Annotated in this window: 24 protein-coding genes, 1 tRNA gene and 1 pseudogene; 15 read left to right on the plus strand and 11 right to left on the minus strand. The window is 63.0% G+C overall.

Annotation, left to right across the window (positions count from 1 at the left end):
- Positions 1-106 precede the first annotated feature (106 nt).
- Complete coding sequence (locus CP49_RS38965) at positions 107-1,516, plus strand: adenylate/guanylate cyclase domain-containing protein (protein ID WP_057855391.1); 1,410 nt, start codon at positions 107-109, stop codon at positions 1,514-1,516.
- 6 nt (positions 1,517-1,522) lie between these two features.
- Here CP49_RS38965 and CP49_RS38970 read toward each other — a convergent pair whose 3' ends face one another.
- A complete protein-coding gene (locus CP49_RS38970; RefSeq protein ID WP_057855392.1) occupies positions 1,523-1,999 on the minus strand; it encodes a cupredoxin domain-containing protein in 477 nt (158 codons plus the stop codon).
- A gap of 359 nt (positions 2,000-2,358) precedes the next feature.
- On the opposite strand from CP49_RS38970, the gene CP49_RS38975 reads away from it, so the two are divergent.
- The 4 genes from CP49_RS38975 (at position 2,359) to CP49_RS38990 (ending at position 5,761) form a co-directional block, all read left to right on the plus strand.
- A complete protein-coding gene (locus CP49_RS38975) occupies positions 2,359-2,865 on the plus strand; it encodes a tellurite resistance TerB family protein (RefSeq protein ID WP_057855393.1) in 507 nt (168 codons plus the stop codon).
- Positions 2,866-3,089: 224 nt separating this feature from the next.
- Positions 3,090-3,869, plus strand: coding sequence for an SDR family NAD(P)-dependent oxidoreductase (locus CP49_RS38980; protein WP_057855413.1), 780 nt, complete (start codon positions 3,090-3,092; stop codon positions 3,867-3,869).
- A 166-nt stretch (positions 3,870-4,035) separates the two neighbouring features.
- Entirely contained in the window at positions 4,036-4,836 is an 801-nt protein-coding gene (locus CP49_RS38985; RefSeq protein WP_057855394.1) for a glutamine amidotransferase, read from the plus strand.
- A 112-nt stretch (positions 4,837-4,948) separates the two neighbouring features.
- Positions 4,949-5,761 carry an enoyl-CoA hydratase gene (locus CP49_RS38990; protein WP_057855395.1) on the plus strand — a complete coding sequence of 271 codons (813 nt, stop codon included), beginning with the start codon at positions 4,949-4,951 and terminating at the stop codon, positions 5,759-5,761.
- Positions 5,762-5,893: 132 nt separating this feature from the next.
- Here CP49_RS38990 and CP49_RS38995 read toward each other — a convergent pair.
- A tRNA-Ala gene (locus tag CP49_RS38995) sits at positions 5,894-5,969 on the minus strand.
- Between the two features lie 183 nt (positions 5,970-6,152).
- Here CP49_RS38995 and CP49_RS39000 point away from each other — a divergent pair.
- The 3 genes from CP49_RS39000 to folD all read left to right on the plus strand — a co-directional run bounded on the left by CP49_RS39000 (position 6,153) and on the right by folD (position 7,755).
- Complete coding sequence (locus CP49_RS39000) at positions 6,153-6,443, plus strand: YggT family protein (RefSeq protein WP_057855396.1); 291 nt, start codon at positions 6,153-6,155, stop codon at positions 6,441-6,443.
- A gap of 18 nt (positions 6,444-6,461) precedes the next feature.
- Positions 6,462-6,782: a DUF167 domain-containing protein gene (locus CP49_RS39005; RefSeq protein WP_057855397.1), complete on the plus strand. Its 321-nt coding sequence runs from the start codon at positions 6,462-6,464 to the stop codon at positions 6,780-6,782.
- A gap of 88 nt (positions 6,783-6,870) precedes the next feature.
- Positions 6,871-7,755, plus strand: a complete 885-nt coding sequence (gene folD, locus CP49_RS39010; RefSeq protein WP_057855398.1) for a bifunctional methylenetetrahydrofolate dehydrogenase/methenyltetrahydrofolate cyclohydrolase FolD — start codon at positions 6,871-6,873, stop codon at positions 7,753-7,755.
- Positions 7,756-7,862: 107 nt separating this feature from the next.
- Here folD and ppa read toward each other — a convergent pair whose 3' ends face one another.
- Both ppa and CP49_RS39020 read right to left on the minus strand, forming a co-directional pair.
- Positions 7,863-8,393 (minus strand): inorganic diphosphatase, encoded by a 531-nt coding sequence (gene ppa / locus CP49_RS39015; RefSeq protein WP_057855399.1) that lies wholly within the window; start codon positions 8,391-8,393, stop codon positions 7,863-7,865.
- A 127-nt stretch (positions 8,394-8,520) separates the two neighbouring features.
- A complete protein-coding gene (locus CP49_RS39020) occupies positions 8,521-9,030 on the minus strand; it encodes a GNAT family N-acetyltransferase (protein WP_057855414.1) in 510 nt (169 codons plus the stop codon).
- 287 nt (positions 9,031-9,317) lie between these two features.
- Here CP49_RS39020 and CP49_RS39025 point away from each other — a divergent pair, with 287 nt between their 5' ends.
- Genes CP49_RS39025 through CP49_RS39040 form a run of 4 tightly spaced genes read left to right on the plus strand, consistent with a single transcriptional unit; the run spans position 9,318 to position 12,452 of the window.
- Positions 9,318-10,217 (plus strand): alpha/beta hydrolase family protein, encoded by a 900-nt coding sequence (locus tag CP49_RS39025; RefSeq protein WP_057855400.1) that lies wholly within the window; start codon positions 9,318-9,320, stop codon positions 10,215-10,217.
- Complete coding sequence (locus CP49_RS39030; protein ID WP_057855401.1) at positions 10,214-10,681, plus strand: DUF2269 family protein; 468 nt, start codon at positions 10,214-10,216, stop codon at positions 10,679-10,681. Before CP49_RS39025 ends, CP49_RS39030 begins: the two co-directional genes overlap by 4 nt.
- 6 nt (positions 10,682-10,687) lie before the next feature.
- Positions 10,688-12,007 carry an SDR family oxidoreductase gene (locus CP49_RS39035; protein WP_057855402.1) on the plus strand — a complete coding sequence of 440 codons (1,320 nt, stop codon included), beginning with the start codon at positions 10,688-10,690 and terminating at the stop codon, positions 12,005-12,007.
- 37 nt (positions 12,008-12,044) lie between these two features.
- Positions 12,045-12,452 carry a thiol-disulfide oxidoreductase DCC family protein gene (locus CP49_RS39040; RefSeq protein ID WP_057855403.1) on the plus strand — a complete coding sequence of 136 codons (408 nt, stop codon included), beginning with the start codon at positions 12,045-12,047 and terminating at the stop codon, positions 12,450-12,452.
- A 114-nt stretch (positions 12,453-12,566) separates the two neighbouring features.
- Here CP49_RS39040 and CP49_RS39045 read toward each other — a convergent pair whose 3' ends face one another.
- The 3 genes from CP49_RS39045 to CP49_RS39055 all read right to left on the minus strand — a co-directional run bounded on the left by CP49_RS39045 (position 12,567) and on the right by CP49_RS39055 (position 16,917).
- Positions 12,567-13,826 carry a flavin monoamine oxidase family protein gene (locus tag CP49_RS39045; RefSeq protein WP_057855404.1) on the minus strand — a complete coding sequence of 420 codons (1,260 nt, stop codon included), beginning with the start codon at positions 13,824-13,826 and terminating at the stop codon, positions 12,567-12,569.
- A 170-nt stretch (positions 13,827-13,996) separates the two neighbouring features.
- Positions 13,997-15,823, minus strand: coding sequence for a translational GTPase TypA (gene typA / locus CP49_RS39050; RefSeq protein WP_057855405.1), 1,827 nt, complete (start codon positions 15,821-15,823; stop codon positions 13,997-13,999).
- A gap of 338 nt (positions 15,824-16,161) precedes the next feature.
- The gene (locus tag CP49_RS39055) at positions 16,162-16,917 is read right to left on the minus strand and encodes a Crp/Fnr family transcriptional regulator (RefSeq protein WP_057855406.1); all 756 of its coding nucleotides are present in this window, start codon (positions 16,915-16,917) and stop codon (positions 16,162-16,164) included.
- A gap of 206 nt (positions 16,918-17,123) precedes the next feature.
- Here CP49_RS39055 and CP49_RS39060 point away from each other — a divergent pair, with 206 nt between their 5' ends.
- Entirely contained in the window at positions 17,124-17,504 is a 381-nt protein-coding gene (locus tag CP49_RS39060) for a response regulator (RefSeq protein WP_156438890.1), read from the plus strand.
- Between the two features lie 22 nt (positions 17,505-17,526).
- On the opposite strand, the gene CP49_RS39065 is transcribed toward CP49_RS39060, so the two are convergent.
- Together CP49_RS39065 and CP49_RS39070 are read right to left on the minus strand one after the other, a co-directional pair.
- Positions 17,527-19,089, minus strand: coding sequence for an alkaline phosphatase D family protein (locus tag CP49_RS39065; RefSeq protein WP_057855408.1), 1,563 nt, complete (start codon positions 19,087-19,089; stop codon positions 17,527-17,529).
- Positions 19,090-19,180: 91 nt separating this feature from the next.
- The gene (locus tag CP49_RS39070; protein WP_057855409.1) at positions 19,181-20,602 is read right to left on the minus strand and encodes a TAXI family TRAP transporter solute-binding subunit; all 1,422 of its coding nucleotides are present in this window, start codon (positions 20,600-20,602) and stop codon (positions 19,181-19,183) included.
- Positions 20,603-20,819: 217 nt separating this feature from the next.
- Between CP49_RS39070 and CP49_RS39075 the strand changes: the two genes are divergently transcribed.
- Positions 20,820-21,125: a 4a-hydroxytetrahydrobiopterin dehydratase gene (locus CP49_RS39075; RefSeq protein ID WP_057855410.1), complete on the plus strand. Its 306-nt coding sequence runs from the start codon at positions 20,820-20,822 to the stop codon at positions 21,123-21,125.
- A 106-nt stretch (positions 21,126-21,231) separates the two neighbouring features.
- Positions 21,232-21,615: a YkvA family protein gene (locus CP49_RS39080; protein WP_057855411.1), complete on the plus strand. Its 384-nt coding sequence runs from the start codon at positions 21,232-21,234 to the stop codon at positions 21,613-21,615.
- 10 nt (positions 21,616-21,625) lie between these two features.
- Here the strand turns inward: CP49_RS39080 and CP49_RS39085 are convergent, their stop codons facing one another.
- The gene (locus tag CP49_RS39085; protein ID WP_057855412.1) at positions 21,626-22,804 is read right to left on the minus strand and encodes a TAXI family TRAP transporter solute-binding subunit; all 1,179 of its coding nucleotides are present in this window, start codon (positions 22,802-22,804) and stop codon (positions 21,626-21,628) included.
- 44 nt (positions 22,805-22,848) lie between these two features.
- A pseudogene (locus CP49_RS46535) lies at positions 22,849-23,391 on the minus strand (hypothetical protein); the annotation flags it as partial.

Consider the following 23,391-nt stretch of genomic DNA (forward strand, 5'->3'; position numbering starts at 1 on the left):
AACCGGATTTGACCCGCATGTCTCTTCGGTTCGCGCCAAGAAAACGCGTCAGGCAGGGAAGAACACCTTGCGAAGCCGCGTCGGGAGCGTCATCTAGGTTGTCACCATGAGCGATACCCAGGCCCAGTTCTCCGTTCTGCGGCAGACCGCCGACCCGGCGGTGGTCGACGCCATCTCGCAATTGATCGCCAAGGGCGAGGATCGCGATCTCAACCGGATCAATCTGTTGGATTTTGCCGCGCGATACGGACTGGACGAGGAAAAGGTCATTTCGGCCTTTCTGCATTCGGCGCGGCTCGGGCTGTTCGATCTCACCTGGAATGTGCTGTGTCCCGGCTGTGGCGGCGTGCTCGGCGCGCACAACACGCTGAAATCGCTCCGCCACGACGACTATAATTGCGCGCTGTGCGCCCAAGGCTACGAGGCGTCTGTCGACGACCGCGTCGAGGTCGCCTTCACAGTCAGTCCTCGCGTCAGGCGCATCGCCGCGCACGATCCCAATACGCTGCCGATCTGGGAATATAACCGCCAGATGTTCTGGAGCTCGGGGATGGACCTGAGCGAAGAGTCGATCAAGCGGCTGATCGACGAGGTTTCGCTCGAAGCCATCGAGCTGCCGGTGGGCGAGAAGGCGGTGTTGTCGCTGCAACTGCCCAATCAGTTCGTGATCGTGTTCGAGCCGGTGACGCATTCGGCGCACTTCTTCAATATCCAGGGCGAGCCGACCCGCGAGCGGCAGCAGTTTTCCATCGTGTTCAACAAGCTGCACGCGCCGACCGGCACGACCGTGATGCGTCCGGGACCGCTGCGTCTTTCGCTTGATAACCAGACCGACACACGCGTGCTTCCCGCAGTCTGGGTCGCCAACGACACGCTCCACGAGTTGCTCGGCAAACGCAAGCCGATCCTGACCGCCAAGCGGATGCTGTCCAATCAGACCTTCCGCGACGTGTTCAAGGCGGACAATCTCAACGTCGATCAGCGCCTCAAGATCACCTCGCTGACCTTCCTGTTCACGGACCTCAAGGGCTCCACCGCGCTCTATGAGCGGGTCGGCGATCTCGCCGCCTTCGATCTGGTGCGGGCGCATTTCCATGCGCTGCTCGAAATCATCGCTTCCGAGAAGGGCGCGGTCGTGAAGACGATCGGCGATGCCGTCATGGCGACCTTCATCAGGCCGGAGCATGCAATCGTCGCCGGCTTGCGGATGCGCGCGGCGATGGCTCAGCTCAACGCCGAGCGCGGCCGGGAGGACCTGATCGTCAAGATCGGCATCCACGAAGGCCCGTGCCTTGCGGTGATGCTGAACGAGCGCCAGGATTATTTCGGCCAGACCGTCAACATCGCATCGCGCGTGCAGAGCCTGTCGACCTCGCAGGAGATCCACATCACCGGCCCGGTGATCGAATCGCCGGCGGTGGCCACGATCCTTCAGAAAGAGGCGATCAGGCCGATCCAGAAGGAAGCCGCGCTGCGCGGCATCGCCGACAAGATGGTGGTGTACGAAATACCCTGAACGGCGCTACTCGATCACGATCTCGCCGACCATGCCGAGTTCGGCGTGGGTCTTGCCGTCACTGGTCTTGATGTCGCAGCGCAGGTCGCTGGCACGGCCGGCCGCGACCGGCACCAGCCACCATTCGGCCGATTGTCCCGGATAGACCTCGATCTCGCGGATCGCGCCCTTGAATTCCGCGAGCGTCACGGCCTTGCCGTTCTGCTGCTGCGTCACCTGCACCTTGCGCGTGAACACCATCTGCGAGAACGCGTGCGAGGTGAAGTAATGCGGATCGTTGCTCGTGTTGCGCAGGATCAGCTTGTAGAGCTTGCCGGTTTCAAACTTGAGTTGCTTCGGCGCGAATTCGTGTTTGCCGGGCGCGCCGAGATCGACGGTCATCTCAATCGGCGTCTGCCGCGACAGATCGCCGGCCGCAAGCACAGCTCCCGAGGCGATTCCGAGCACAACGGCGGCGCCGAGCGCGAAGCGGAAGGTGGTCATACGCGTTCCCCCCAAAATTACTCATTGAAACAATGAGTTCTCTTTTAATGCAAATGCGAATGATTTGCAATTGAATGGCGCCTTGCTGCCTGCGGCAAATCGCGCGGATTAGATCCTGGCGGACATGTCGAAGCACTCGGCGACGGCACTCTTGAATCTCAGCCGCGCGCGTTGACGCAGCAACAAGCGACGGCTCTGTGACTGACAGCAGGTACCGCTAAAGTTTCGATGCAGGTGTTTTGGTCACTTCAAAGGTGACGCCGATTTAATCTGCCCGCGCAGCCAGGCGTTGATTGCGGAGGCCAGATTTTCAACCCATATTCGACCGACAGGCTTTACACGACTTTGCAGGTAGATTGATGCTTGACGGACTGCGCCAATTCATTGCCGACATCGTTGCGCCGAGCGCGGAGTCGGATCTTGCGTTCGACGATACCGGATATCTTCTCGCGGCGACCGCGCTGCTCGTTCACGTCGTCTCACTCGACGGCGAGCCGAGCGTGACCGAAAAGCGCAAATTGCACAGCTTGATCGAGAGCCGCTTCAAGCTCGATCACGGGACGGCGGATCATTTGATCGCGTCGGCGACGCGGGCCGAAGGCGAGGCGGTCGATCTCTATCATTTCACCAGCGTCATCATGCGGTCGGTGAACGAGGAGGGCAGGCTTCGCATCATCGAGATGATGTGGGAGCTGGTATACGCAGACGGTCAGGTCAGCGAGTTCGAGGACAACGTCGTCTGGCGCGCAGCGGATCTGCTCGGCATTTCCTCGCGCGACCGGCTCGAGCTCAAGCATAAAGTGGCGGAGCAGCGGCAATCGGCCTCGTCCGGCGCCATTTCGAAGACGGCCGACGCGGCAACGTGACGGCGGCGCCGTCACACACAATGATTGTGCTTCGCCTCAGATGACGAAACTTTAATGTGCCGCGCAATCAGCCGCGATAGGCCTGAAAATATTGGACTTCGATTGCTGAGGCGTGTCGCGGTGCCTGGCATAGTACCATGCACGTGGCTTGCATCACACCACGCGTCTATGCTCTCGTTCCGCCGCTGGCGGCTTCCGCAATTTGATTTTAAGAGCATTTGATCGTGACTGAGCGTGTGACGCTGATTACCGGTGCATCGGCGGGAATAGGCACTGAACTGGCGCGCGTTTTTGCATCGAAGGGCCATCGCGTGGCGCTGGTGGCGCGGCGTGTGGATCGCCTGGAAGCGCTGGCCAGTGAAATCAAGACGGCCGGCGGCGCGGCGCCGATCGTGATTCCCTGTGACCTTGCGCAACCCGACTGCGGCGACAGAATTGCCGAGGCCCTGACCGCCTCCGGCGTAGACGTCGAATACCTCGTCAACAACGCTGGATTCGGCGTGTTCGGGAGAGCGATTCAGCGTGATCGGTCCGACCAGCTTGAGATAATCGCGGTCAATATCCGCGCGCTCACCGACCTGTCACTGCGGTTTTCCGATCATCTGATCCGCAATCGCGGCGGTCTTCTCAATGTCGGCTCGATCGCGGGCTTTCTGCCGGGCCCGGGAATGGCGGTCTATTACGCATCCAAGGCCTATGTGCTGTCGTTCACGGAGGCGATGCGGGCCGAGCTGGCGCCGCATGGCGTACGCGTGACGGTGTTGTGTCCGGGACCAGTGCCTTCCGAATTTCAGGCGCGCGCCGGATTTAGACCCGGCTACGATTCGTCGATCCTCAACGTCTCGCCGGCCGATGTCGCGCAGCAGGCCTACAGTGGCCTCATGGCGAACAAACGGGCAGTGTTGCCGGGCCTCGGCATCAAGATTGTGCCGTTCCTGCTCCGGCTGGTTCCGCGCTCCTTTGTCCTCGGGGCGGTCGGCCGCTTTCAGCTCCGCCAGCGCTGAAGAAACCCCGGGATTTTCCGGCGTTCTTGCCCGTTCGCACCGCGGGCCAGCGCGCTGACCGCATCTGGCCCGCGGTTTGCTTACATTTTTGCATGTGTGCGTGAACTCACCCGAAATTAACACTCACTTAGGTATGGTTTCGATTCGAGGCACCTGAGCAACGTCGATGTCGTTCCGGTCGAGCAAAAATGGCGACAACATCGTGCCCTTTCCGGGCAGAGGGGCGCTGTCTGCGCCTGACGCCGCATCCCTGCCACCCGTTCTGATCGTTCTCCACCAGGAAAGCTCGACGCCCGGCCGGGTCGGCAACGCGCTGCGCGCGCTCGGCTATCCCCTTGATATCAGGCGTCCGCGGTTCGGCGACCCGTTGCCGGAAACGCTGGGCCAGCATGCTGGCGCCGTCATCTTCGGCGGCCCGATGAGCGCCAACGATTCCGATGACTACGTCCGCCGCGAGATCGACTGGATCGAAATTCCCTTGCGCGAGCGGCGGCCGTTTCTCGGCATCTGCCTGGGCGCGCAGATGCTTGCCAAACAACTGGGCGCGCCGGTCGCGCCGCATCATGAAGGCCGGGTCGAGGTCGGTTACTATCCGATCCGCCCAACCGCTGCCGGGCACGCGCTCTGTTCGGACTGGCCGGAGCACGTCTACCATTGGCACGGCGAAGGGTTTCGACTGCCTGATGGCGCCGAACTGCTTGCCGAAGGCGATGACTTTCCGGTGCAGGCGTTTCAGCACGGCCACGCGTTCGGCTTCCAGTTTCACCCCGACGTCACCTACGCCATGATGCATCGCTGGACCACGCGCGGATGCGTGCGGATGGATTCGCCGGGCGCGCAGCCGCGTCATCTTCACTTCGAAGGCCGCGCCGTGCACGACGTCGTCGAGCGGGCGTGGCTGAAGAATTTCATTGCAGGCTGGATCGTGCGCACGCCGCACGCGGCTCTGCTGGAAGCAGCCGAATAGCCGCCACGCGGAATTTGCCCGCGCGTCCGAACGTCTTTCAAAAGCCGCTGATGTGATAGTGTTGCGCCCCTGAGCCCGCACGTCAATGACAAGAACAACAGGGAGGCCCGCGGTGAACTATGAGCATATTCTCTACGAGGTGAGCGACAAGATCGCGACCATCACGCTCAATCGTCCCGACCGCATGAACGCGTGGACCGCGACCATGGAGCGCGATGTGCGCCATGCGATGGAGGCCGCGAGCGCCGATGACAATGTCCGCGTCATCGTGCTAACCGGCGCCGGTCGCGCCTTCTGCGCAGGCGCCGATATGGAAGCCTTGCAGGCCATCGATCCCAGCGAGATCAGGCGCGGCGAGAATACGCCGCCATTCGACATGAACCGCCGGGCGGACTGGCAGACGCGCTATGCCTATTATCCGGCGATCCCGAAGCCGGTGATCGGCATGCTCAATGGCGCGACCGCCGGCATCGGCCTCGTCCATGCACTCTATTGCGACCTGCGCTTTGCCGCCGACAATACCGTCTTCACCACCTCGTTCGCGCGCCGCGGGCTGATCGCCGAGCACGGCATAAGCTGGATGCTGCCGCGCATCGTCGGCCACGCCAACGCGCTTGACTTGCTGATGTCCGCGCGGCGGGTCTCGAGCGAGGAAGCGCTGCGGATCGGGCTGGTCAACCGGCTCTATCCGCCGGACCAGTTGCGCGAACAGACCTACGCTTATGCCCGCGATCTCGCCGATTTTGTCTCGCCCAGTGCGATTTCGGTGATCAAGCGGCAGCTCTACGACGTGCCGTTCCAGACCCTGGCGGAAGCTACCATCGACGCCAACCGCGAAATGCAGATCGCGCTGAAGGGGAGCGATTTCCGGGAAGGCGTGGCGAGCTTTGTGGAGAAGCGGCCGCCGCGGTTTACGGGGAAGTGAGGGGGAGGAGGGGTAGCTTGGAGTTCACCGCAGTAAGGCTTGCCTAGGCCCGCCGTCGCCCTTCGGGCTATGGCGAGGCAGCCTTCGCTAAAGAGGGCTTGCCTAGCCGAAGCAGGCGCAGCCTGCGAAGGCTGGTGGAGCCAGGCGGGATCGAACCGCCGACCTCGTCATTGCGAACGACGCGCTCTCCCAGCTGAGCTATGGCCCCGTCGCGACCGCTTCGAAGTGACCCGAAGCGGCCGACAATCGGCGCCATTTACAGTCCGGCCCAAGGTCAAGTCAAGAACGGTGAAAGCACCGATTTTGGCGCGATTTTGCCGGGAACTTCCCTTGTTTGCGGGGTGATGAACCGATATCTAGCAGGGTATCCCTCCTCGCGAGCCCCCTCCACATGCGCGCTATCCTCGATATCGTCATCATCGTCCTTGACCTCTATGTCTGGCTGTTGATCGCCGCGGCCATCCTGTCCTGGCTAATCGCCTTCAATGTCGTGAACACGCGCAACGGGTTCGTCGCGGCGGTGGCCGAGTTCCTCTACCGGATTACCGAGCCGGCGCTGGCGCCGATCCGCCGGTTCATGCCCAACCTGGGCGGCCTCGACATCTCGCCGATCATCCTGATTCTGTTCATCATGCTCATCCAGCGTGTGATCCTCTACTACATCTATCCCAACGTCGTCTGATCGCGGGCCCGATAGCTGATGGATCCCTGGCGCTACTCCACCGAGGGCATCAGTATTGCACTGCGGGTGACGCCGCGTGGCGGCCGCGACGATATCGACGGCATTGAAACGCTCGCCAACGGCCGGTCCGTGGTGAAGGTGCGCGTTCGCGCGATCGCCGAGGGCGGCGAGGCCAACCGTGCGGTTACGGAGCTTCTGGCGAAAGTGCTCGGCGTGCCGAAGGCGAGGGTGAAGGTTCTTTCAGGCACGACCTCGCGCCTGAAGCAGGTCGCTGTCGGCGGCGATCCCAAGATTCTCGGCGAAACGCTTCGGAAGGCGACCGTCGCCAAGGCGGAATAGCATGATCCGGAGCCGGAGGCCGCGTTAGCGCAAAGTGGCAACCGGTTTTCCGAAAAGATCATGCTCAAAATTACGACGAAGGATTGAGATGACGGCACGCATTATCGACGGAAAGGTCATTGCCGCGGAGCTTCGCGCCCGTGTCGCGGAAGAGGTCGCGCGGGTCAAACGCGAGCATCAGCTTACGCCGGGCCTTGCGGTGGTGCTGGTCGGCAACGACCCCGCCAGCGAGCTCTATGTCCGCAGCAAGCATACGCAGACCCAGGCCGCCGGCATGGCCTCGTTCGAGCACAAACTGCCCGCCGACGTGGCGCAGGCCGATCTGCTGGCGCTGATCGCAAAGCTCAACCGCGATCCCGCGGTACATGGCATCCTCGTGCAATTGCCGTTGCCGAAATCGATCCACACCGAAACCATCATCAACGCGCTCGATCCCGCCAAGGATGTCGACGGCTTGCATTCCAACAATGCCGGCCGGCTGGCCGGTGGCTTTGCCGCGCTGTCGCCGTGCACGCCGCTCGGCTGCATCATCCTGGCCAAGAGCGTCCATGCCTCGCTGGAAGGCATGAATGCGATCGTCATCGGCCGCTCCAATCTGGTCGGCCGTCCCCTGGTGCAATTGCTGCTCAACGAAAATGCGACGGTGACAATCGCGCATTCGCGCTCAAAGGATCTGCCACAGCTCTGCGCCCGCGCCGACCTGGTCTATGCTGCCGTAGGCCGAGCGGAAATGGTGCGCGCCGGCTGGATCAAGCCGGGCGCCACCGTGATCGACGTCGGCATCAACCGCCTGCCATTAGCCGATGGCAAGACGCGGCTGGTCGGCGACGTCGCCTTCAAGGAAGTCGCCGAGGTCGCCGGTGCGATCACTCCGGTGCCCGGCGGTGTCGGGCAGATGACGGTGGCGTGCCTCCTGGTGAACACGCTGCGTGCGGCTTGTGCGATTCACGGGCTGGCCAAGCCGGCGGTGTGAGTTTCGGTCATTCCGGGGCGACGCAACGCGTCGAACCCGGAATCTCGAGATTCCGGGTCTGGTCCTTCGGACCATCCCGGAATGACGGGGAGTATAAGGCGCGACACCTACTTCTTCTTCGCGCGTTCGATGCCTTCCATGATCAGCCGGTGGGCGTCCTCGGCGCCGCCCCAGCGCAGAACCTTGACCCATTTGCCCTTCTCGAGATCCTTGTAGTGCTCGAAGAAGTGCTGGATCTGCTGCAGCGTGATATCAGGGAGGTCGCTGTAGGTCCTGACCTTGTCATAGCGCTGGGTCAGCTTCGAGGACGGCACTGCAATGATCTTCTCGTCGCCGCCGGCCTCGTCTTCCATCAGCAACACGCCGACCGGCCGCACGCTCATCACGGCGCCCGGCACGATCGCGCGGGTATTGGCGACCAGGACGTCGCAGGGGTCGCCGTCGCCCGACAGCGTGTGCGGGATGAAGCCGTAATTGCCGGGATAGCGCATCGCCGTATAGAGGAAGCGATCGACCACCAGCGTGCCGGCTTCCTTGTCCATTTCATATTTGATCGGCTCGCCGCCAACGGGCACCTCGATGATGACGTTGACGTCGTGTGGCGGATTTACTCCGATCGAAATGGCGTCAATGCGCATAAGGGGCTCCGTCGCTCATGGTTGATACACGATCGTCATACGCGGGCTTGACCCGCGTATCCATCGCGAAAAAAGGCGCTTTAGGAATGATGGATTGCCGGGTCAAGCCCGGCAATGACGGCCAGACTCAGTTGGTCCAGGCGAAAGCGACCTTGTCGAGCGACTTGGGCCCGAACTTCTCCGAGGAGCGAGCCACCATGCGGCCGCCGAGCGTGCGGTAAAATTCCGTCGCCGTGTCGTTGTCGGAGAGCGCCCAAACCACCATGCTCTTCAGCCCGCTCTGCATCAGGTCGCGCCGGGCGGCGGTAAACAGCCGGCGGCCGAAGCCGAGGCCCTGGAATTCCGGTCGCAGATAGAGCTCGTAGATCTCGCCCTCGAAATGCAGGCTGCGGGCGCGGTTGCGGCCGTAATTGGCGTAACCCGCAACCTTGTCGCCGAACACCAGCACGCTGACGCGGCTGCCCTTGCGGATCGCGCTGTCCCACCATTGCGGGCCACGACGGTTAATGAGCTTTTCGAGCTCGGCGCCGGGAATGATGCCCTGATAGGCGGAGCGCCAGGCTTCATCATGGGTAGACGCCACCGCGGCTGCGTCTGCAGCTTTGGCCGGTCGGACCTCGATCAGGGTTGTGCTCATGACCTGATCAAAGCAAGTCGGCGGGCCGGCTTCAAGGTCCATCGTTAATTATCGGTTAACCTGTGGATTTTCTGCATCAGTTTTATGTTCGCCTGTACCGAAAGAGGACAGCGAAGCTGTCTTAACCGGTATTGGCTGATGCTATGGCGGCGAAATAGTTGTCAGAATCATCCAAAGAAACGTCTCCGGAATTCCGTTCTCGGAAAAATGCGCTGGATTTGATTCGCCGGCGGTATTCTGTTGGTAACCCCGCAATGCGCCCTCCCTCGGCTGTATCAGGCCAGTTCATGCGTTCGCCAAACGTACTTTTTGCGCTGGGTCTCGTCGCCATGCTCGGTGTAAAGGCGGCATCCGCGCAGCCCGGCCTTGGCGCGCAAGGCGCGGAAGGCGAGCCTCATCGGCTGCAGCAATGGCTGGTCCCTTCTCCCGATCCTGCAATGGCGGCACATGCGGTGTTGTTTCGGCCGCCCGGCAAGGGGCCGTTTCCGCTTGCCGTGATCGCGCACGCCTCCAGCCAGAACGCGTTGCGACGGGCGCAGATGCCGCAGCCCGAATACCGTGCGCTCGCTGCCTGGCTAGTGGTACGCGGCTTTGCCGTGCTGGTCCCCGAGCGTCCAGGCCATGGCGCGACGGGCGGAAAGTACCTCGAGGATCAGGGCGGCTGCGATGAGGCCGACTACGCCAAGTCCGGCCGCGCCACGGCGGATGAGATCGCCGCCGCGGCCGGCTTCCTGCGCAAGCAATCCTTCATCCGTCCCGAGGCTATGGTCGTGATCGGCCATTCGGCCGGCGCCTGGGGTGCACTGGCGCTGGCCAGCGAAGATCCGAGGAACGTCGCCGCCATCATCGCGTTTGCGCCGGGGCGCGGCGGGCACGCCAATGACTTTCCCAACCGGGTTTGCGCGCCACATGCGCTGATTGCCGCTGCGGGCGAATTCGGCAAGGCCGCGCGCCTGAAGGTGACCTGGCTGGTGGCCGCCAATGACAGCTACTTTTCGCCCGCCTTCTCGCGCCAACTGGTCGATGCGTTTCGCGGCGGCGGCGGCAAGGCCGATTTTCGCGTGTTGCCGGCTCATGGCAGCGACGGCCATTGGCTGGTGGAAACGGGGAGCGGGGTAAACCTTGCCGGACCTGAACTCGATCGCGCCTTGAAGGCGCGATCCCGGACCTCCGCGGCCAGGCGATGACGCTGTATTTCCTCGTCAAATATCTGCATGTGCTCGGCGCGATCATTATTCTCGGCACCGGCGCCGGTATCGCGTTCTTTATGTTGATGGCCCATCGCAGCCGGGACGTCGCCTTCATCGCGCGCACGGCTGAGACTGTCGTGATCGCCGACATGCTGTTCACGCTGACGGCGGTGGTGCTGCAGCCGGTGAGCGGCGGCGTGCTGATGTGGCTGTCGTCGACCGCGGTGAGCGAACCCTGGCTGATGGCTTCGCTCGGGCTTTATGCAGTCGCGGGGCTGTTCTGGGCACCGGTCGTCTTCATGCAGATCGAAATGCGCGATCTCGCGCGCAAGGCGGCTGAACGAAACCAAGAGTTGCCGCCGCGGTATTTCACACTTTTCCACCGCTGGTTTCTATTCGGCATTCCCGGTTTCGGCTCTGTCATGGCTATTCTCTGGCTGATGATCGCCAAACCGCTTTAGGCAAGCATGAACGCCGGTATCCGAAAAATCCTCGTGCTCGGCGCCTCCGGTCTGATCGGCCGCTTTGTTACCGACGATCTGCGCGCCCGGGGATTTTCCGTAGTGGGCGTTGCCCGAAGATTATCCGCCTCGCAGAAGAGCGGGCCGCTCGATCTCGAACTGCCTGTCATGTCGATGAATGCAGCCGCACTGGCGCGGCTACTGCGCGATCACCGCATCGACGTTGTCGTCAACTGCATCGGCGTGCTGCAGGATGGACCCGGCAGCGATACGTCCGCCGTGCACTGCGATTTCGTCGCGCGGCTGCTGCAGGCGATCCGCGACCGCGGCTGGCCGATCCGGCTGGTACACGTCTCGATTCCCGGCGCCACCGAGACCGATCGAACCGCCTTCAGCACCACCAAGCGCGAGGCCGAACGGCTGATCGTGGAGTCCGGCGTCGCGTTCACGATCCTGCGGCCGGGCTTCGTGGTGGCGCCCGCGGCCTATGGCGGCAGCGCCATGCTGCGCTCACTCGCGGCGTTCCCGTTCGATCTCCCGGATGCCGAACGGGCCACGCCATTCCGGCCGGTCGCCATGAAGGACATTGCGGACACCATCGCCTGGCTTGCCGCACGCGATCCGAGCGAGGCGAACGCGGTGACATGGGACCTGATGCAGGAGCAGCCGGTCACGCTGGGTGACGTGATCGATCAATTTCGCGAGGTGTTCGGCACTGGCAGATGGTGGCGCATTGTGATGCCGGCGTTCCTGCTCGATCTCGGCGCTAGATCCGGCGACCTCGCGAGCCTGTTCGGCTGGATGCCACCGATGCGAACCACCGCTATAGCGGAGCTTCGCCGCGGCGTCAGCGGCGACCCAGCCGGCTGGATGGCCGCCACCGGCATCGTGCCGAAGCGCATCGAACAGATGGCCGGAAAACGCCGGGCGACCATTCAGGACAAATGGTTTGCCCGGCTGTTCCCGATCAAGGCGCTGATAATCGCAAGCCTCGTGCTGTTCTGGGTCGTCTCGGGCTTCATTGCGCTGGTGATTTCCTATGACGCTGCGGCCGAGATCCTGCGCAGCCACGGCTTTCCGCCGTCGCTCGTCGCCCCCGTCACAATCGGCACAAGCCTGATGGATATGAGCATTGGCGCGCTGATTGCGTTCCGCCGCACCGCGGCATTTGGTCTGGTCGCGGGTATCGTCGCGTCGCTCGGCTATATGATCGGCGCCGCGATCCTGACGCCGGATCTCTGGATCGAGCCGCTCGGTGCGCTGGTGAAGACCGGCCCCGCGATCGTGCTGATGCTGGTGGCGCTTTTGACGCTGGATAATAGATAGGGTTTTCGAGCGAAACGCTTCAAAACAATGAGTGTGCATGACCAAATGGCCCGACGATGACGTGATCCTTTACGACGGCGTCTGCGTCTTCTGCTCGCGCTGGATCCGCTTCGTCGCCACGCGCGACACCGAACGCCGTTTCCGCTTCACCGCGATCCAGTCGCCCTACGGCACCCGGCTGGCGCAGGCGTTTGGTATCGACTCCAACGATCCCGACACCAATGCTGTGGTCCATGGTGGGGTCGTGTATTTCAAATCGGATGCGGCGCTGACGGTGTTGAGTGTGCTGCCGGGATGGGGTTGGGTGCGCGTGCTGTTCGCCGTGCCAAAACCGCTGCGCGATGCGGTCTACAGCCTCGTCGCCCGCAACCGCTACCGGATCTTCGGAAAGTACGAAGAATGCTTCGTGCCGGACGCGGAGGTGCGGGCGCGGGTGATGGAGTAAGGCACGAAAGTCGCCACACCCGTCATTGCGAGCAGCGAAGCGACGAAGCAATCCATCTCTCGTCTTGCTGCGGCATGGATTGCTTCGCTGCGCTCGCAATGATGCTGCTGAAGCTCAACGCTTAGTCTGTGAGGCCAATACCTCCCCCGCCGCCCTCTCGCCCGAGTCCCGCGCCCCATGCGCGGTCGTGAAGAACTCCGGCGAGGTCGCTTCTCCCGCAAAGAACAAACGTCCATCGACGGGTGTGGCGAGCACGGCGCGGTCACCCGCATGTCCCGGCAGCGCGTGCGAGTACGAGCCACGAGCAAACGGGTCGTGGGCCCAGCGCGATTCCGCGAGCGGCTTCAGCTTGCGGCGAAAGTCGTTGCCGAGGAAGGACACGATTTCATCGATGCTTTGCGCAGCCAGCGCGCCATCGCCCGCATCTTCCAGCGATCGGGCGAAACGGCCGCCGAAGAAGCCTTCGATGCAGGGCTGGCCGAACGGGCGCAGATGATAGGTGCCCATTCCGGTGCGCATGGTGGCGCCGCGCAGATTGCCTTCCTTCGGCAGCGCCTCCGGTTCATCCAGCGCCAGCGTCACCTTGTCGGCGAGGCCGAGCGGCAGGCCGCGGGCAGCGCCGACCTTTGCAGGCAAGGGAGGATGAAAGCGGATCGCTTCGTCGGCGATCAAATTGGTAGGCACGGTGACGATCACCTTGTCCGCGGTCAGCGTACCCTGCGACGTCTCGATCCGTACGCGCTTGTCCGAATGATCGATCAGCGTCACCGCGCAATTCAGCGCGACCGGACATGAGGCGCCGTAGGCTGCGACCAGCGCGCCGTAGCCGCGGCGGACGCGCCAGTTGATGTCGGTGTCCTCATAGGCGTCCATGTCGAGAATCGAAACCCGGTCGAGCTCGCAGCCGTTGACGTAGGTCGAGATCGCATCGATCATCGGATTCCAGCGGTTGCCGGGTTCCAGATAAAGGCTGGCCGCGCTGTCGCGGCCGCTTCGTTCAGCCTCTTTCGCAGCCTCCTCGGCGCGATCGTAGAACGCATTGAGCGCACGCATGAAGTCGTCACGGTCTTCTTGCGGAAACGCCTTGCCGTGGGCACGCTCGGCCCAGGGCGGCAGTGATCTGTTGATCTCGAAGCCGAGCTGCCCGGCGATTTTGACAAAGGAATTCTCATCGGCCGAATGCAGCCAGCCGCAGCCGACGTCGAAGGTGACGTCAGGCGAGGCCATGATGGTATGCGCCCGGCCGCCGAGACGGTCGCGGGCTTCCAGCACGATAACGGAGAGGCCGGAATTCTTCAGCGCATTGGCGGCGCCGAGGCCGGCGGCGCCGGCGCCGATGATCGCGACATCGACTGAGGAGGGGAGGGAGGACATGCCCTTGCCTCTAGCATGTTCGCCGCCGCGCCTGAAGCCACCCCGCGCATGGCCGTCGTCACCCGCGAAGGCGGGTGATCCGGTATTCCAGAGACGGCAGTGATTGAAACGAGAGGCCGCGGCGTACTGGATCCCCCGCCTTCGCGGGGGATGACGAGTAGCGGCGGGACTTACGCTACCGCTTCCTTGGCCTTTTCCGCGCGCTTGCGGTCGTTGGCGTCCAAGAACTTCTTGCGCAGGCGGATCGACTTCGGGGTCACCTCGACCAGCTCGTCGTCCTCGATATAGGCCAGCGCCTTTTCCAGCGTCATCCGGATCGGCGGCGTCAGGCGCACCGCTTCGTCCTTGGAGGTGGTGCGGATGTTGGTGAGCTGCTTGCCCTTGAGCACGTTGATCTCGAGGTCGTTGTCGCGGGTGTGCTCGCCGACGATCATGCCCTTGTAGACCTTCCAGCCGGGCTCGATCATCATCGGGCCGCGGTCCTCCAGCTTGAACATCGCGTAAGCCACCGCTTCACCCTGATCGTTGGAGATCAGCACGCCGTTGCGGCGGCCCTGGATGTCGCCCTTGTAGTTGGCGTAGCCGTGGAACAGGCGGTTCATGATCGCGGTGCCGCGGGTATCGGTTAGCAACTCACCCTGATAGCCGATCAGGCCGCGGGTCGGCGCGTAGAACACCAGCCGCAGGCGGTTGCCGCCGGAGGGGCGCATCTCGATCATCTCGGCCTTGCGCTCGCTCATCTTCTGCACGACGACGCCGGAATGCTCCTCGTCGACGTCGATCACGACTTCTTCGATCGGCTCCTGCCACTGCCCGGTAGCTTCGTCCTTCTGCAGCACGACGCGCGGGCGCGACACGGAAAGCTCAAAGCCTTCGCGGCGCATGGTCTCGATCAGGATCGCGAGCTGCAATTCGCCGCGGCCCGACACCTCCATCGAATCCTTGTCGGTAGCCTCGACCACGCGCAGTGCGACATTGCCCTCGGCCTCGCGCAACAGGCGGTCGCGGATCATGCGCGAGGTCACCTTGTCACCCTCGGTGCCGGCGAGCGGCGAGTTGTTGACGATGAACGACATCGACACCGTCGGCGGATCGATCGGCTGCGCGACCAGCGGGGTCTCGACGGAAGGATCGCAGAAGGTATCGGCAACGGTGCCCTTGGTGAGGCCCGCAATCGCGACGATGTCGCCGGCTTCGGCTTCATCCAGCGGGGTGCGCTCGATACCGCGGAAGGCGAGGATTTTGGTGATACGGCCCTGCTCGATGGTCTTGCCGTCGGCGCCTAACACCTTCACCTGCTGGTTCGGCTTGATGGCGCCCGAGGTGATGCGGCCGGTGATGATGCGGCCGAGATAGGGGTTGGCTTCGAGAATGGTGCCGATCATCCGGAACGGGCCCTGCTCGACGGTCGGCGGCGCGACATGGCGCACGATCAGGTCGAACAGCGGCTGCATGCCGGCGTCCTGCGAGCCGTCCGGGCTATCCGCCATCCAGCCTTGCTTGGCCGACCCGTAGAGAATCGGGAAATCGAGCTGCTCTTCGCTGGCGTCGAGCGCGGCGAACAGGTCGAACACTTCGTTGATGACTTCGGTCGGACGGGCGTCGGGACGGTCGACCTTGTTGATGACGACGATCGGCTTCAGCCCGACCTTGAGCGCCTTGGAGACCACGAACTTGGTTTGCGGCAGCGGGCCTTCGGCCGCGTCCACCAGCACCAGCGCGCCATCGACCATGTTCAGGATGCGCTCGACCTCGCCGCCGAAATCGGCGTGACCGGGGGTGTCGACGATGTTGATGCGGGTGTCCTTCCACTGCACCGAGGCGGCCTTGGCCAGAATGGTGATGCCGCGCTCGCGCTCCAGATCGTTGGAGTCCATCGCGCGTTCGGTCACCTTCTGGTTTTCGCGATAGGTGCCGGATTGCTGCAGCAGGCGGTCGACGAGGGTGGTCTTGCCGTGGTCGACGTGGGCGATGATGGCGACGTTACGAAGGTTCATGGCTCTTCTTCTGGTCGTGCAATGGTGGACGCGCGATCTCGCCGGAAAACCGGGACCCACTTTTCCGGATCGCGCTCTGATACCTGGAATACTGGCGCGCGATGACGCTTCTTCGAATCGTCATCCCGCTCCATCTATTTTGTTTGAGCATGATCTTTTCGGAAAACCGGTGCCCACTTTTCCGGATCATGCTCCGGGGGCGCTTTCTCCCCCAAAAAGGAAGCCCGGCCAAAAGGACCGGGCACACCTTACGCGTTGCGGCGCAATATAGTCAGAAAACGCCAAAAAACAATGGTTTGTTTGGCATTTGGTTAGCCGATTTTGGGCGTGGCAGCCGCTTAATTGCCCTTGTCGGGATCGGGATAGACCCCCCGCAAAACCTCGTCAAAATGGCCCTTCACGGCCTCGTTGCACCCGCAGGACCGGTTTCGCAGCAGATTCGGGTTGCGGACCAGGATCGAGCCGCGCCGGGTCTCCAGCGTGCCTTCCGCCTTGAAGGTCTGGATGACCCGGCTGGTGTAGGAGCGGCCGACGCCGAGCAAGGTCGCCAGTTGTTCATGGGTCAGCGGCACGATGTCCTCCCCATCTGTGCGTTCCATCGCCGAAATGATCCATTTCGCCGTACGCTGCTCGATCGAATGGATCGCGTTGCAGGCAGTCGACTGGAAAACCTGCGCCAGCATGCAGTCCGCATAGCGTGCGAAGATGTTGCTCAGCGTGCGCGACTTCGATTTCGCCGCATCGAGCTTTCCGACAGGTAGCCGCACGAACGGCCCTGCGAATTTGACCGTGATGCGGGTATAGGCCGGGAGATGGCCCTGGCTGACGATGCCGCCGACCGCGCCCTCGCGGCCGATCAGGATGGTCTCGACGTCGCGGCCATCCTCGCTGGCGACCATGTAAGAGGCGAGGCTTGGGCCGCAGGGGAAATGAACCGTCTCGACATTGTCGCCGGGACTGTAGAGCAAGTCATTCGGATAGGTGTCGGCGTGGACGAGGTGCGGTTCGATCAAGGCGAAATCGGCGTCATTCAAACGGCGCAGCAGATTGTTGAACGGCCGCCCACCGGCCGTGTCTTGCTGTCGCGAAATCATTGAAGGTTCCCGCTCCCCGCGGAAGCACAATAATCGATCTGATCTCATTTATGTGTTCACTAGTGGACAGACGGTAGAACTAACATGTGGTGGTTTCGGTTCCGGAACCGGCGAGCGCGCTTTTACGGGTGCCGCTGGCCTTGCGCCTTCCGGGGCTTCGGCCACGGGCCTCTGAGCAAATGCTGAACCTTGAACTGGCGAGAGACATGGAACCCGCCTCCTACGACGGCATGCCCAGCGATGTCCTGATCGTTGAAGACGATCCAATCATCGCGCTCGATTTCGAAGACACGATTCTGGGGTTTGGCGTGAAGACGGTGCGGAGCGCCGCGAACGTGGCCAAAGCGCTCGACATGATCGCCGACCGGCCGCCCGAATTCGCGCTGCTCGACGTCGGGCTCATCCGCGAGAAGAGTTTTGCCGTGGCCGAACGATTGGAGGCGCTGAACATTCCGTATGCCTTCGTCACCGGCTACGGCGCCGACGCCCGGCTCCCGGCCACATTCGCGACAAAGCCGCGGCTGCCCAAGCCCTATTCGACCGACGCGCTGCAGGCGCTGTTGAAGAACGGCGGCATCAAGCTCTGAGCGGTTGCGGCCGTCGCGACGGCTACACAGGTTTGGGATCGAGCGTTGTCGACCACAGCGCAACGTCAGCGCGGTCCCGCAAGGTTACCGTCATCTGCCCGCTGGCGCCGTCGATCCTGACGTGGCCGAAGAACTGCATGCCGGCCGATGGCGGCAGGTTTTGCTTGCCGGGCCCCGGCGCCTTGATGAACTTCACTTCGGGTCCGAAGGTATTGTCGAGCTCGTTCGGGCCGAACGTGCCGGCGTGCAGCGGCCCGGCAACGAACTCCCAGAACGGGTCGAATTCCCCAAACTGCGCCTTATCGGGATTGTAGTAGTGCGCGGCCGCGTAGTGCACGTCCGCCGTCAGCCACACCGTGTTGGCCACGCCTGACGTCTTGATGAACCGCAGGAGATCGGCGATTTCCAGTTCGCGGCCGCGCGGTGGTCCATCGCCCTGCGCAACGGCTTCCGAGCCCTTCTTGTTGGGCGCATCGTCATAGACAATGATGCTGAGCGGCATGTCGGACGCGATCACCTTCCAGGTGGCGCGCGAATTAAGCAGCCCCCGTTTCAGCCAGGCGAGTTGCGCAGGCCCGAGAAAGAAGCTTTCCGGACCATAGGCAGTCTCCTGGTTCGAGCCATTGGGCCCGCGATAGCTGCGCTCGTCCAGCATGAATACGTCGAGATGCGGACCGTAGTTGAGCGTGCGATAGATCCGCCCTGGCTCGTTGAGGCTCTCGCGGATCGGATACATCTCGTGAAACGCGCGCGCGGAACGGGCGACAAGCAAGTTGACGTTGCGCTCCTTGTAGGCAGCCGGGAGCTGCTTCGAGAGCGACCAATTGTTGACGACTTCGTGGTCGTCCCACTGCACGAACACCGGCACCTCGGCGTTGAACGCGCGCAGATGCTCGTCCATGAAATTGTACCTATGCGCGGCGCGAAATTCGTCGAGCGTTTCGGCGACCTTTGCCTTCTCGGGAATCGTCAAATTCTTCCAGATCTTGTCGTCGGGAAGCGTCACCTCGCTCTTGATCGGTCCGTCCGCATAGACGGTATCGCCGGAGTGCAGCAGGAAATCCGGGCGATGCTTGCGCATCGTGGCGAAAGTGAGCATGCCGCCGTCATCGGGGTTGATGCCCCAGCCCTGTCCGGCAACATCGCCGCCCCAGACGAAGCTGACGTCGCGGCGATCGCCAGGCGCGGTGCGGAACCGCCCGACCACCGGCTCGCTTTCGACGCCGGTAAAAGCGAGGTCGCGAAACCGGACACGGTAGAAGATCTCCTGCCCGGCAGGCAGGTTGTCCAGCAGCATTTTGGCGGTGAAATCGCTTTCGGGCAGCGCCGCGATCGGCGGCAGCGCCCGTGCGTTGGCGAAGGATTCTGTCGTGGCTACATCGACCAGCATTTGCGACGGCCGGTCGGCGCGCGCCCATACCACTCCGCCGTCAGCGCCGACATCGCCGGATTGCACGCCGGAGGTCACGACCGGCCGGTCGGCGGCGCGGCTGAGATAAGGCATTGCAAGGGTGCTGATGGCACCGGCTCCCGCGGTGGAGAGAAAGCGCCGCCGGGAAAGTCCGCGAGAAAACCTGTACGTCATGCGAGCTCCCTTCGGTCCGGTGCGAGAAGGCAATGCCGACCCCGCCAGACCTAGAAAGAATTGATGACGGCTCGATTACCGGATTTGCAGATCAGGCGTTGCCGGCCGCCCGAAATTGCGCGCTCGCCCGTTGCAGGTTTTGCGGCATGCTCATCAAGAGCGCCTTGCGGTCGGCCACCGCGTTGTGGAACTGCTCGATCGCGATATTGAACGCGGTCAACGTGCCTTCCTCGATCGCACCGTGCTCGAAGCATTGCAGCGTGTCGCGCAGAATGGCATCCGCTTCGGACTGCATCTGGTCGAGCTCTTCCATCGAATCGCATTGGCGGGCGGCGGTCAGCATGTCGAGCAGCCGGTCGCGTTGCGACGTGTTGATGCTGCGATCATCATTCTTGAGATATCCGGCGAACCAGGCGCCGGCGGAGCCCATCGCCGACGCAGCCATCAAGGCCCACCAGATGTAGTCGCTGTAACGGTCCAGGAAGGTCTTTTCCTCGCCGTCGACAAAGGCTGCGGCGCCGGGGTGTACGGGGATCGTGGCGTCCTTGTCGGTATCGGGCGTCTCGATCTTGGCGGCCAGCGGAAATTCGTTCTTCAGCGTCTGGCGGATCGCAAACAACTGCCGCGTAAAGATCGCGATGGTCGATTCCGCAATGCCTCTGCGCGCCACGATGTGGTGCGCGAAGCTGATCGTCTTGATCTCTTCCTCGGGCCGGCCCGGCGCGCCGCCAAATGTCCCGGCCGGGATATCTGAGGCCTCATAGGCGGGATGGTTCTGCGCAATCGCCTCGGCCGAATCGATCGCGAGGAATTTCGGCGTGCCGCCGTCGCGCATGGAGGCGGCGATCGCGTCCGTCGTGATCTTGCTGTTGACCGGGCCGGCCGCGAGATAGGCGTCCGCCTTCTGGTTACGGATGGCCTCGGCAGCCTCATTGGCTGGGAACTGGATGATCTCGACCGTTGCCGGATCGACGCCGTATTGCCGCAGGATCACCTTGAGCAAATTGACATTGGCCTGGGTGCGGCCGACGACGCCGATACGGCGCCCGGTGAGCTGCGAGATTTTCGTGATAGCGGGAGCGGCCTTCTTTCCCTTGGTTTTGGCAGCCGGCGGCACCCACAGCACCGCGACGTTCTTGCGCAGCGTCGCCACGGCCTGCGCATTCTTCGGCACATCGAGGTCGCCCCGGATGATCGCGAGATCGGCCTTGCCTTCGCCGAGCAGGTTGGCGCTCGCAAGCGCGCCGTCGGTCTGCACCGGGCGCAACCGGACCACACTGTTTCGCTGGTTGTTGAAGGCCTGCGCCAGGTTCTGAACCACTTTGAGGTCGTCGCTGTTGGCGGGACCGACGGCGATCCGCAGCGTCACCGGCCGCATCGCAAAGTAATAGCCAGCGACAAGTGCGCCGACGATGGCCAGCACGCCGGCCAGTGTGACGAATGTCAGCCGTTGTTTCGCTGATCGGGGCGAGGGTGGGGCCGGCTTTTCCGAAGGGAGGGGGCCGTCGCTCATCAATCCCTGGATGATTGTTCGAGGTGCAATTTTATGCCGCCGGCACGCTTACATGAATACTCTAGCAAATTTCCCGCTTAGCCATTGTTACATCTCCGTCATGGTTACCGGCGCCCCACGCCGCCCATTGGACGCCTGTTGCGGCCTATTTTGGGCTGGGGGATCCCCGATGCGGCCTTCGGTGTTAGGGTAAGATGAGCTGGAACGGGAGGCGATCATGGCGGAACGGCTGTCTGCGGAGGCACGGAAATCAGCGCTGGCGGAACTTCCCGGCTGGTCCGAGACGCCCGGACGCGAGGCGATTGGGCGGACCTTCACCTTCAAGGATTTCAACGAAGCGTTCGGATTCATGTCCCGCGCCGCCCTGGTGGCGGAAAAGAACGACCATCACCCGGAATGGAAGAACGTCTACAAGACGGTGGAAGTGGTGCTGGCGACCCACGACGCCGGCGGCGTGACCCGGCTCGACATCGACCTGGCCAAGGCGATGAGCGCGATCGCCAGGCAATTGGGCGTCCCTTGAGTTGGCGCGGCCCGCGATCTTGCGGCGGCGGCGAGACATCCCCAATTCTTGAATCATCCGAGCTGCCGCGGCGATCTGCCGCGCCGGATTTCCGAGGAGCGCCGCGATGGCATCCGATTACACCGTGGGTTTTGAACCGGCCGACCGGCTGGCGCAGGACCGTGAGAGCGTGCGTCGGCGCTTCTGGGGCAAGTTCAAGCAGGTGGTGGCGCAGCTTCCCTTCGCCGAGGACCTGCTCGCGGCTTACTACTGCGCGTTCGACAAGCAGACGCCGCGTCACGTGCAGGCGGCACTGCTCGGCGCCGTCGCCTACTTCATCCTGCCGTTCGATTTCATGCCTGATGTGCTGCCGTTGCTCGGCTTTACCGACGACGCCGCCGTGCTGGCCACCGCCATCCGCATGGTCGCCAGCCACATCACACAGGAGCATCGCGATGCCGCCCGCGCCGCACTGAAGCGCGGGATCGACACTGCCGAAGGGACCGAATAGCAGGCGCTGGCTAGCGCTGCGCCGGTGAAGGAGCCTGCGCCCTCGCGCCTCGCTCGGCTTCCCACGCCTGGAACTGCTTGAACAAGGCTTCCTTGTCCGCGTCCGTCTTCACGCTTGCCGCGGTCGTCGGGCTCTGTTTCAGGAATTCATCGAACCTGGCCCGCGACACGGCCTCGACGTTGTGGGTCTTGAGCCATTGCTCGGCGACCGGCAGGCGCTGCCAGTCAGGCAGCGGCGCCGACAGCGAGACCTCCTTCCACTTCGGGTGGAACGGCGGGTTCTGGAACCTCGGAAACTTCGTGAAGAAGGCATCCACGAACTGCGCGAGCTTGCGATACCGATCCGTGTTCGGCGCCCAATTATATGCGGCAAGCACCGCCGGCACCGCGATGGTGTCGACGCGCGCGCCTTCCGCAATCAGGTTCGGATAATCCTTTGAGGTGAGCGCGGCCGGCAGATAGTCGGTCTGCAGCGGCTTTGAATAGTCGACCGGAACCAGATGGAAGCGGTCGTCCTTGAACGCTGCGACCGACTTGTACGGCTTGCCGCCGACGGCAATCACGGCGTCGATTTCACCAGCCCGCATTTTCTCCATCGCGATCCGCTGTTCGAGATAGAGGAAGTTAGGCTTGATGCCGAGCCGCTCGAACACGATCGCCGCGGTTACGAAGGTGCCGCCGTTGGGAAGGTCGACGCTGACCTTCTTGCCGTTGAGCTGGCTTATGTTGGTCACCGACTTCGACGCGAGAACGTACATCTCTTCATTGTAGAGCTTCGTCACATAGGTGAACTGCTTCTTGATATCCTTTGCGAAGCCCTTCTTCTCGAGATAGTCGAGCGTGTCGGCGCGCACGATGCCGAGGTCGACGCCCTGCAGGAACAGGATGTCGGCCACACTCTGCACGGAGCCGCGCCCGACGATCGGAAGTACGCGCAACTTGTTTCCGTCGTCGAGCACGGAAGCGAGGTCGGCACCGAACTGCACATAGGTGCCGCCGATCGTTCCCGAGATCAGCGTGACCGTGTTGGCGTTCAGCGCCTGCTTGGTGGCGACCGAGCCGAACTGAAAAATCGCTTTCAGACTTTCGCTGACCTTGGCCGGGTCGTATTCCGGCTCGGCGGCCTTGGCCGCCGTATTGCTGCACGCCACCGTCATGGCAAGCATTGCCACTCCCAGTAAATGTCGCATGGGTTCCTCTGCGCTGGTCTTGAGTAATTTTCTTGAGTAATTGCCTAGTTCTGCAACTGGCCGAGCCGCCGCTTCGCATCAGGCGACCCGAGCTGGGCGGCCTTCTGGTACCAGAGCCGCGCCGCCGCCGGATCAGGCGTAACGCTCCGCAAATCCTGGCTGCCCAGCACTTGCGGATCATACGTCCCGGCCAGCATCAATGCTGCCTCCGCCTCCTGCGCGTCCGCCGCGCGCTCAAGCAATAGACGGGCGGAAGTAATGTCGCCGATCGCAAGCAGGCCCTTCGCCCGCTTCAGCAACGCCGCAAGCTCGTCCGGATCGATGCGCCGTGCCGGAGCCGCCTCGCGCGTGACCGGAACGGGCTCACGAACCACCGGTGCAGCCGCAGCCGCCGGATTAATCGCAGCGACGACGTCGCCGGACGCTTCACGCGCCACCGGCTCAGGCACCGCGACCTTGCCCTTGAGCGCGCTCTGATAGGCGGCGGCAATTTCGTCGCGCGACGGCGATGCCGATGCCATCGCGTTGGGCGGCGTACGGCGAGCGGCCGCAACCTCCGCGCCGGCGGTCGGTTCGGCGGCCAGCGG

This window comes from Bradyrhizobium valentinum (genome assembly GCF_001440405.1).
Taxonomy (GTDB): Bacteria; Pseudomonadota; Alphaproteobacteria; order Rhizobiales; family Xanthobacteraceae; genus Bradyrhizobium; species Bradyrhizobium valentinum.

Excerpts from the sequence above, each read along its gene's own strand:
- CP49_RS38965 (WP_057855391.1), top strand. The coding sequence starts at position 107 with ATGAGCGATACCCAGGCCCAGTTCTCCGTTCTGCGGCAGACCGCCGAC.
- CP49_RS38970 (WP_057855392.1), bottom strand. The coding sequence starts at position 1,999 with ATGACCACCTTCCGCTTCGCGCTCGGCGCCGCCGTTGTGCTCGGAATC.
- CP49_RS38975 (WP_057855393.1), top strand. The coding sequence starts at position 2,359 with ATGCTTGACGGACTGCGCCAATTCATTGCCGACATCGTTGCGCCGAGC.
- CP49_RS38985 (WP_057855394.1), top strand. The coding sequence starts at position 4,036 with ATGTCGTTCCGGTCGAGCAAAAATGGCGACAACATCGTGCCCTTTCCG.
- CP49_RS39000 (WP_057855396.1), top strand. The coding sequence starts at position 6,153 with ATGCGCGCTATCCTCGATATCGTCATCATCGTCCTTGACCTCTATGTC.
- CP49_RS39005 (WP_057855397.1), top strand. The coding sequence starts at position 6,462 with ATGGATCCCTGGCGCTACTCCACCGAGGGCATCAGTATTGCACTGCGG.
- folD (WP_057855398.1), top strand. The coding sequence starts at position 6,871 with ATGACGGCACGCATTATCGACGGAAAGGTCATTGCCGCGGAGCTTCGC.
- ppa (WP_057855399.1), bottom strand. The coding sequence starts at position 8,393 with ATGCGCATTGACGCCATTTCGATCGGAGTAAATCCGCCACACGACGTC.
- CP49_RS39020 (WP_057855414.1), bottom strand. The coding sequence starts at position 9,030 with ATGAGCACAACCCTGATCGAGGTCCGACCGGCCAAAGCTGCAGACGCA.
- CP49_RS39025 (WP_057855400.1), top strand. The coding sequence starts at position 9,318 with ATGCGTTCGCCAAACGTACTTTTTGCGCTGGGTCTCGTCGCCATGCTC.
- CP49_RS39030 (WP_057855401.1), top strand. The coding sequence starts at position 10,214 with ATGACGCTGTATTTCCTCGTCAAATATCTGCATGTGCTCGGCGCGATC.
- CP49_RS39035 (WP_057855402.1), top strand. The coding sequence starts at position 10,688 with ATGAACGCCGGTATCCGAAAAATCCTCGTGCTCGGCGCCTCCGGTCTG.
- CP49_RS39040 (WP_057855403.1), top strand. The coding sequence starts at position 12,045 with ATGACCAAATGGCCCGACGATGACGTGATCCTTTACGACGGCGTCTGC.
- CP49_RS39045 (WP_057855404.1), bottom strand. The coding sequence starts at position 13,826 with ATGTCCTCCCTCCCCTCCTCAGTCGATGTCGCGATCATCGGCGCCGGC.
- typA (WP_057855405.1), bottom strand. The coding sequence starts at position 15,823 with ATGAACCTTCGTAACGTCGCCATCATCGCCCACGTCGACCACGGCAAG.
- CP49_RS39055 (WP_057855406.1), bottom strand. The coding sequence starts at position 16,917 with ATGATTTCGCGACAGCAAGACACGGCCGGTGGGCGGCCGTTCAACAAT.
- CP49_RS39060 (WP_156438890.1), top strand. The coding sequence starts at position 17,124 with ATGGAACCCGCCTCCTACGACGGCATGCCCAGCGATGTCCTGATCGTT.
- CP49_RS39065 (WP_057855408.1), bottom strand. The coding sequence starts at position 19,089 with ATGACGTACAGGTTTTCTCGCGGACTTTCCCGGCGGCGCTTTCTCTCC.
- CP49_RS39070 (WP_057855409.1), bottom strand. The coding sequence starts at position 20,602 with ATGAGCGACGGCCCCCTCCCTTCGGAAAAGCCGGCCCCACCCTCGCCC.
- CP49_RS39075 (WP_057855410.1), top strand. The coding sequence starts at position 20,820 with ATGGCGGAACGGCTGTCTGCGGAGGCACGGAAATCAGCGCTGGCGGAA.
- CP49_RS39080 (WP_057855411.1), top strand. The coding sequence starts at position 21,232 with ATGGCATCCGATTACACCGTGGGTTTTGAACCGGCCGACCGGCTGGCG.
- CP49_RS39085 (WP_057855412.1), bottom strand. The coding sequence starts at position 22,804 with ATGCGACATTTACTGGGAGTGGCAATGCTTGCCATGACGGTGGCGTGC.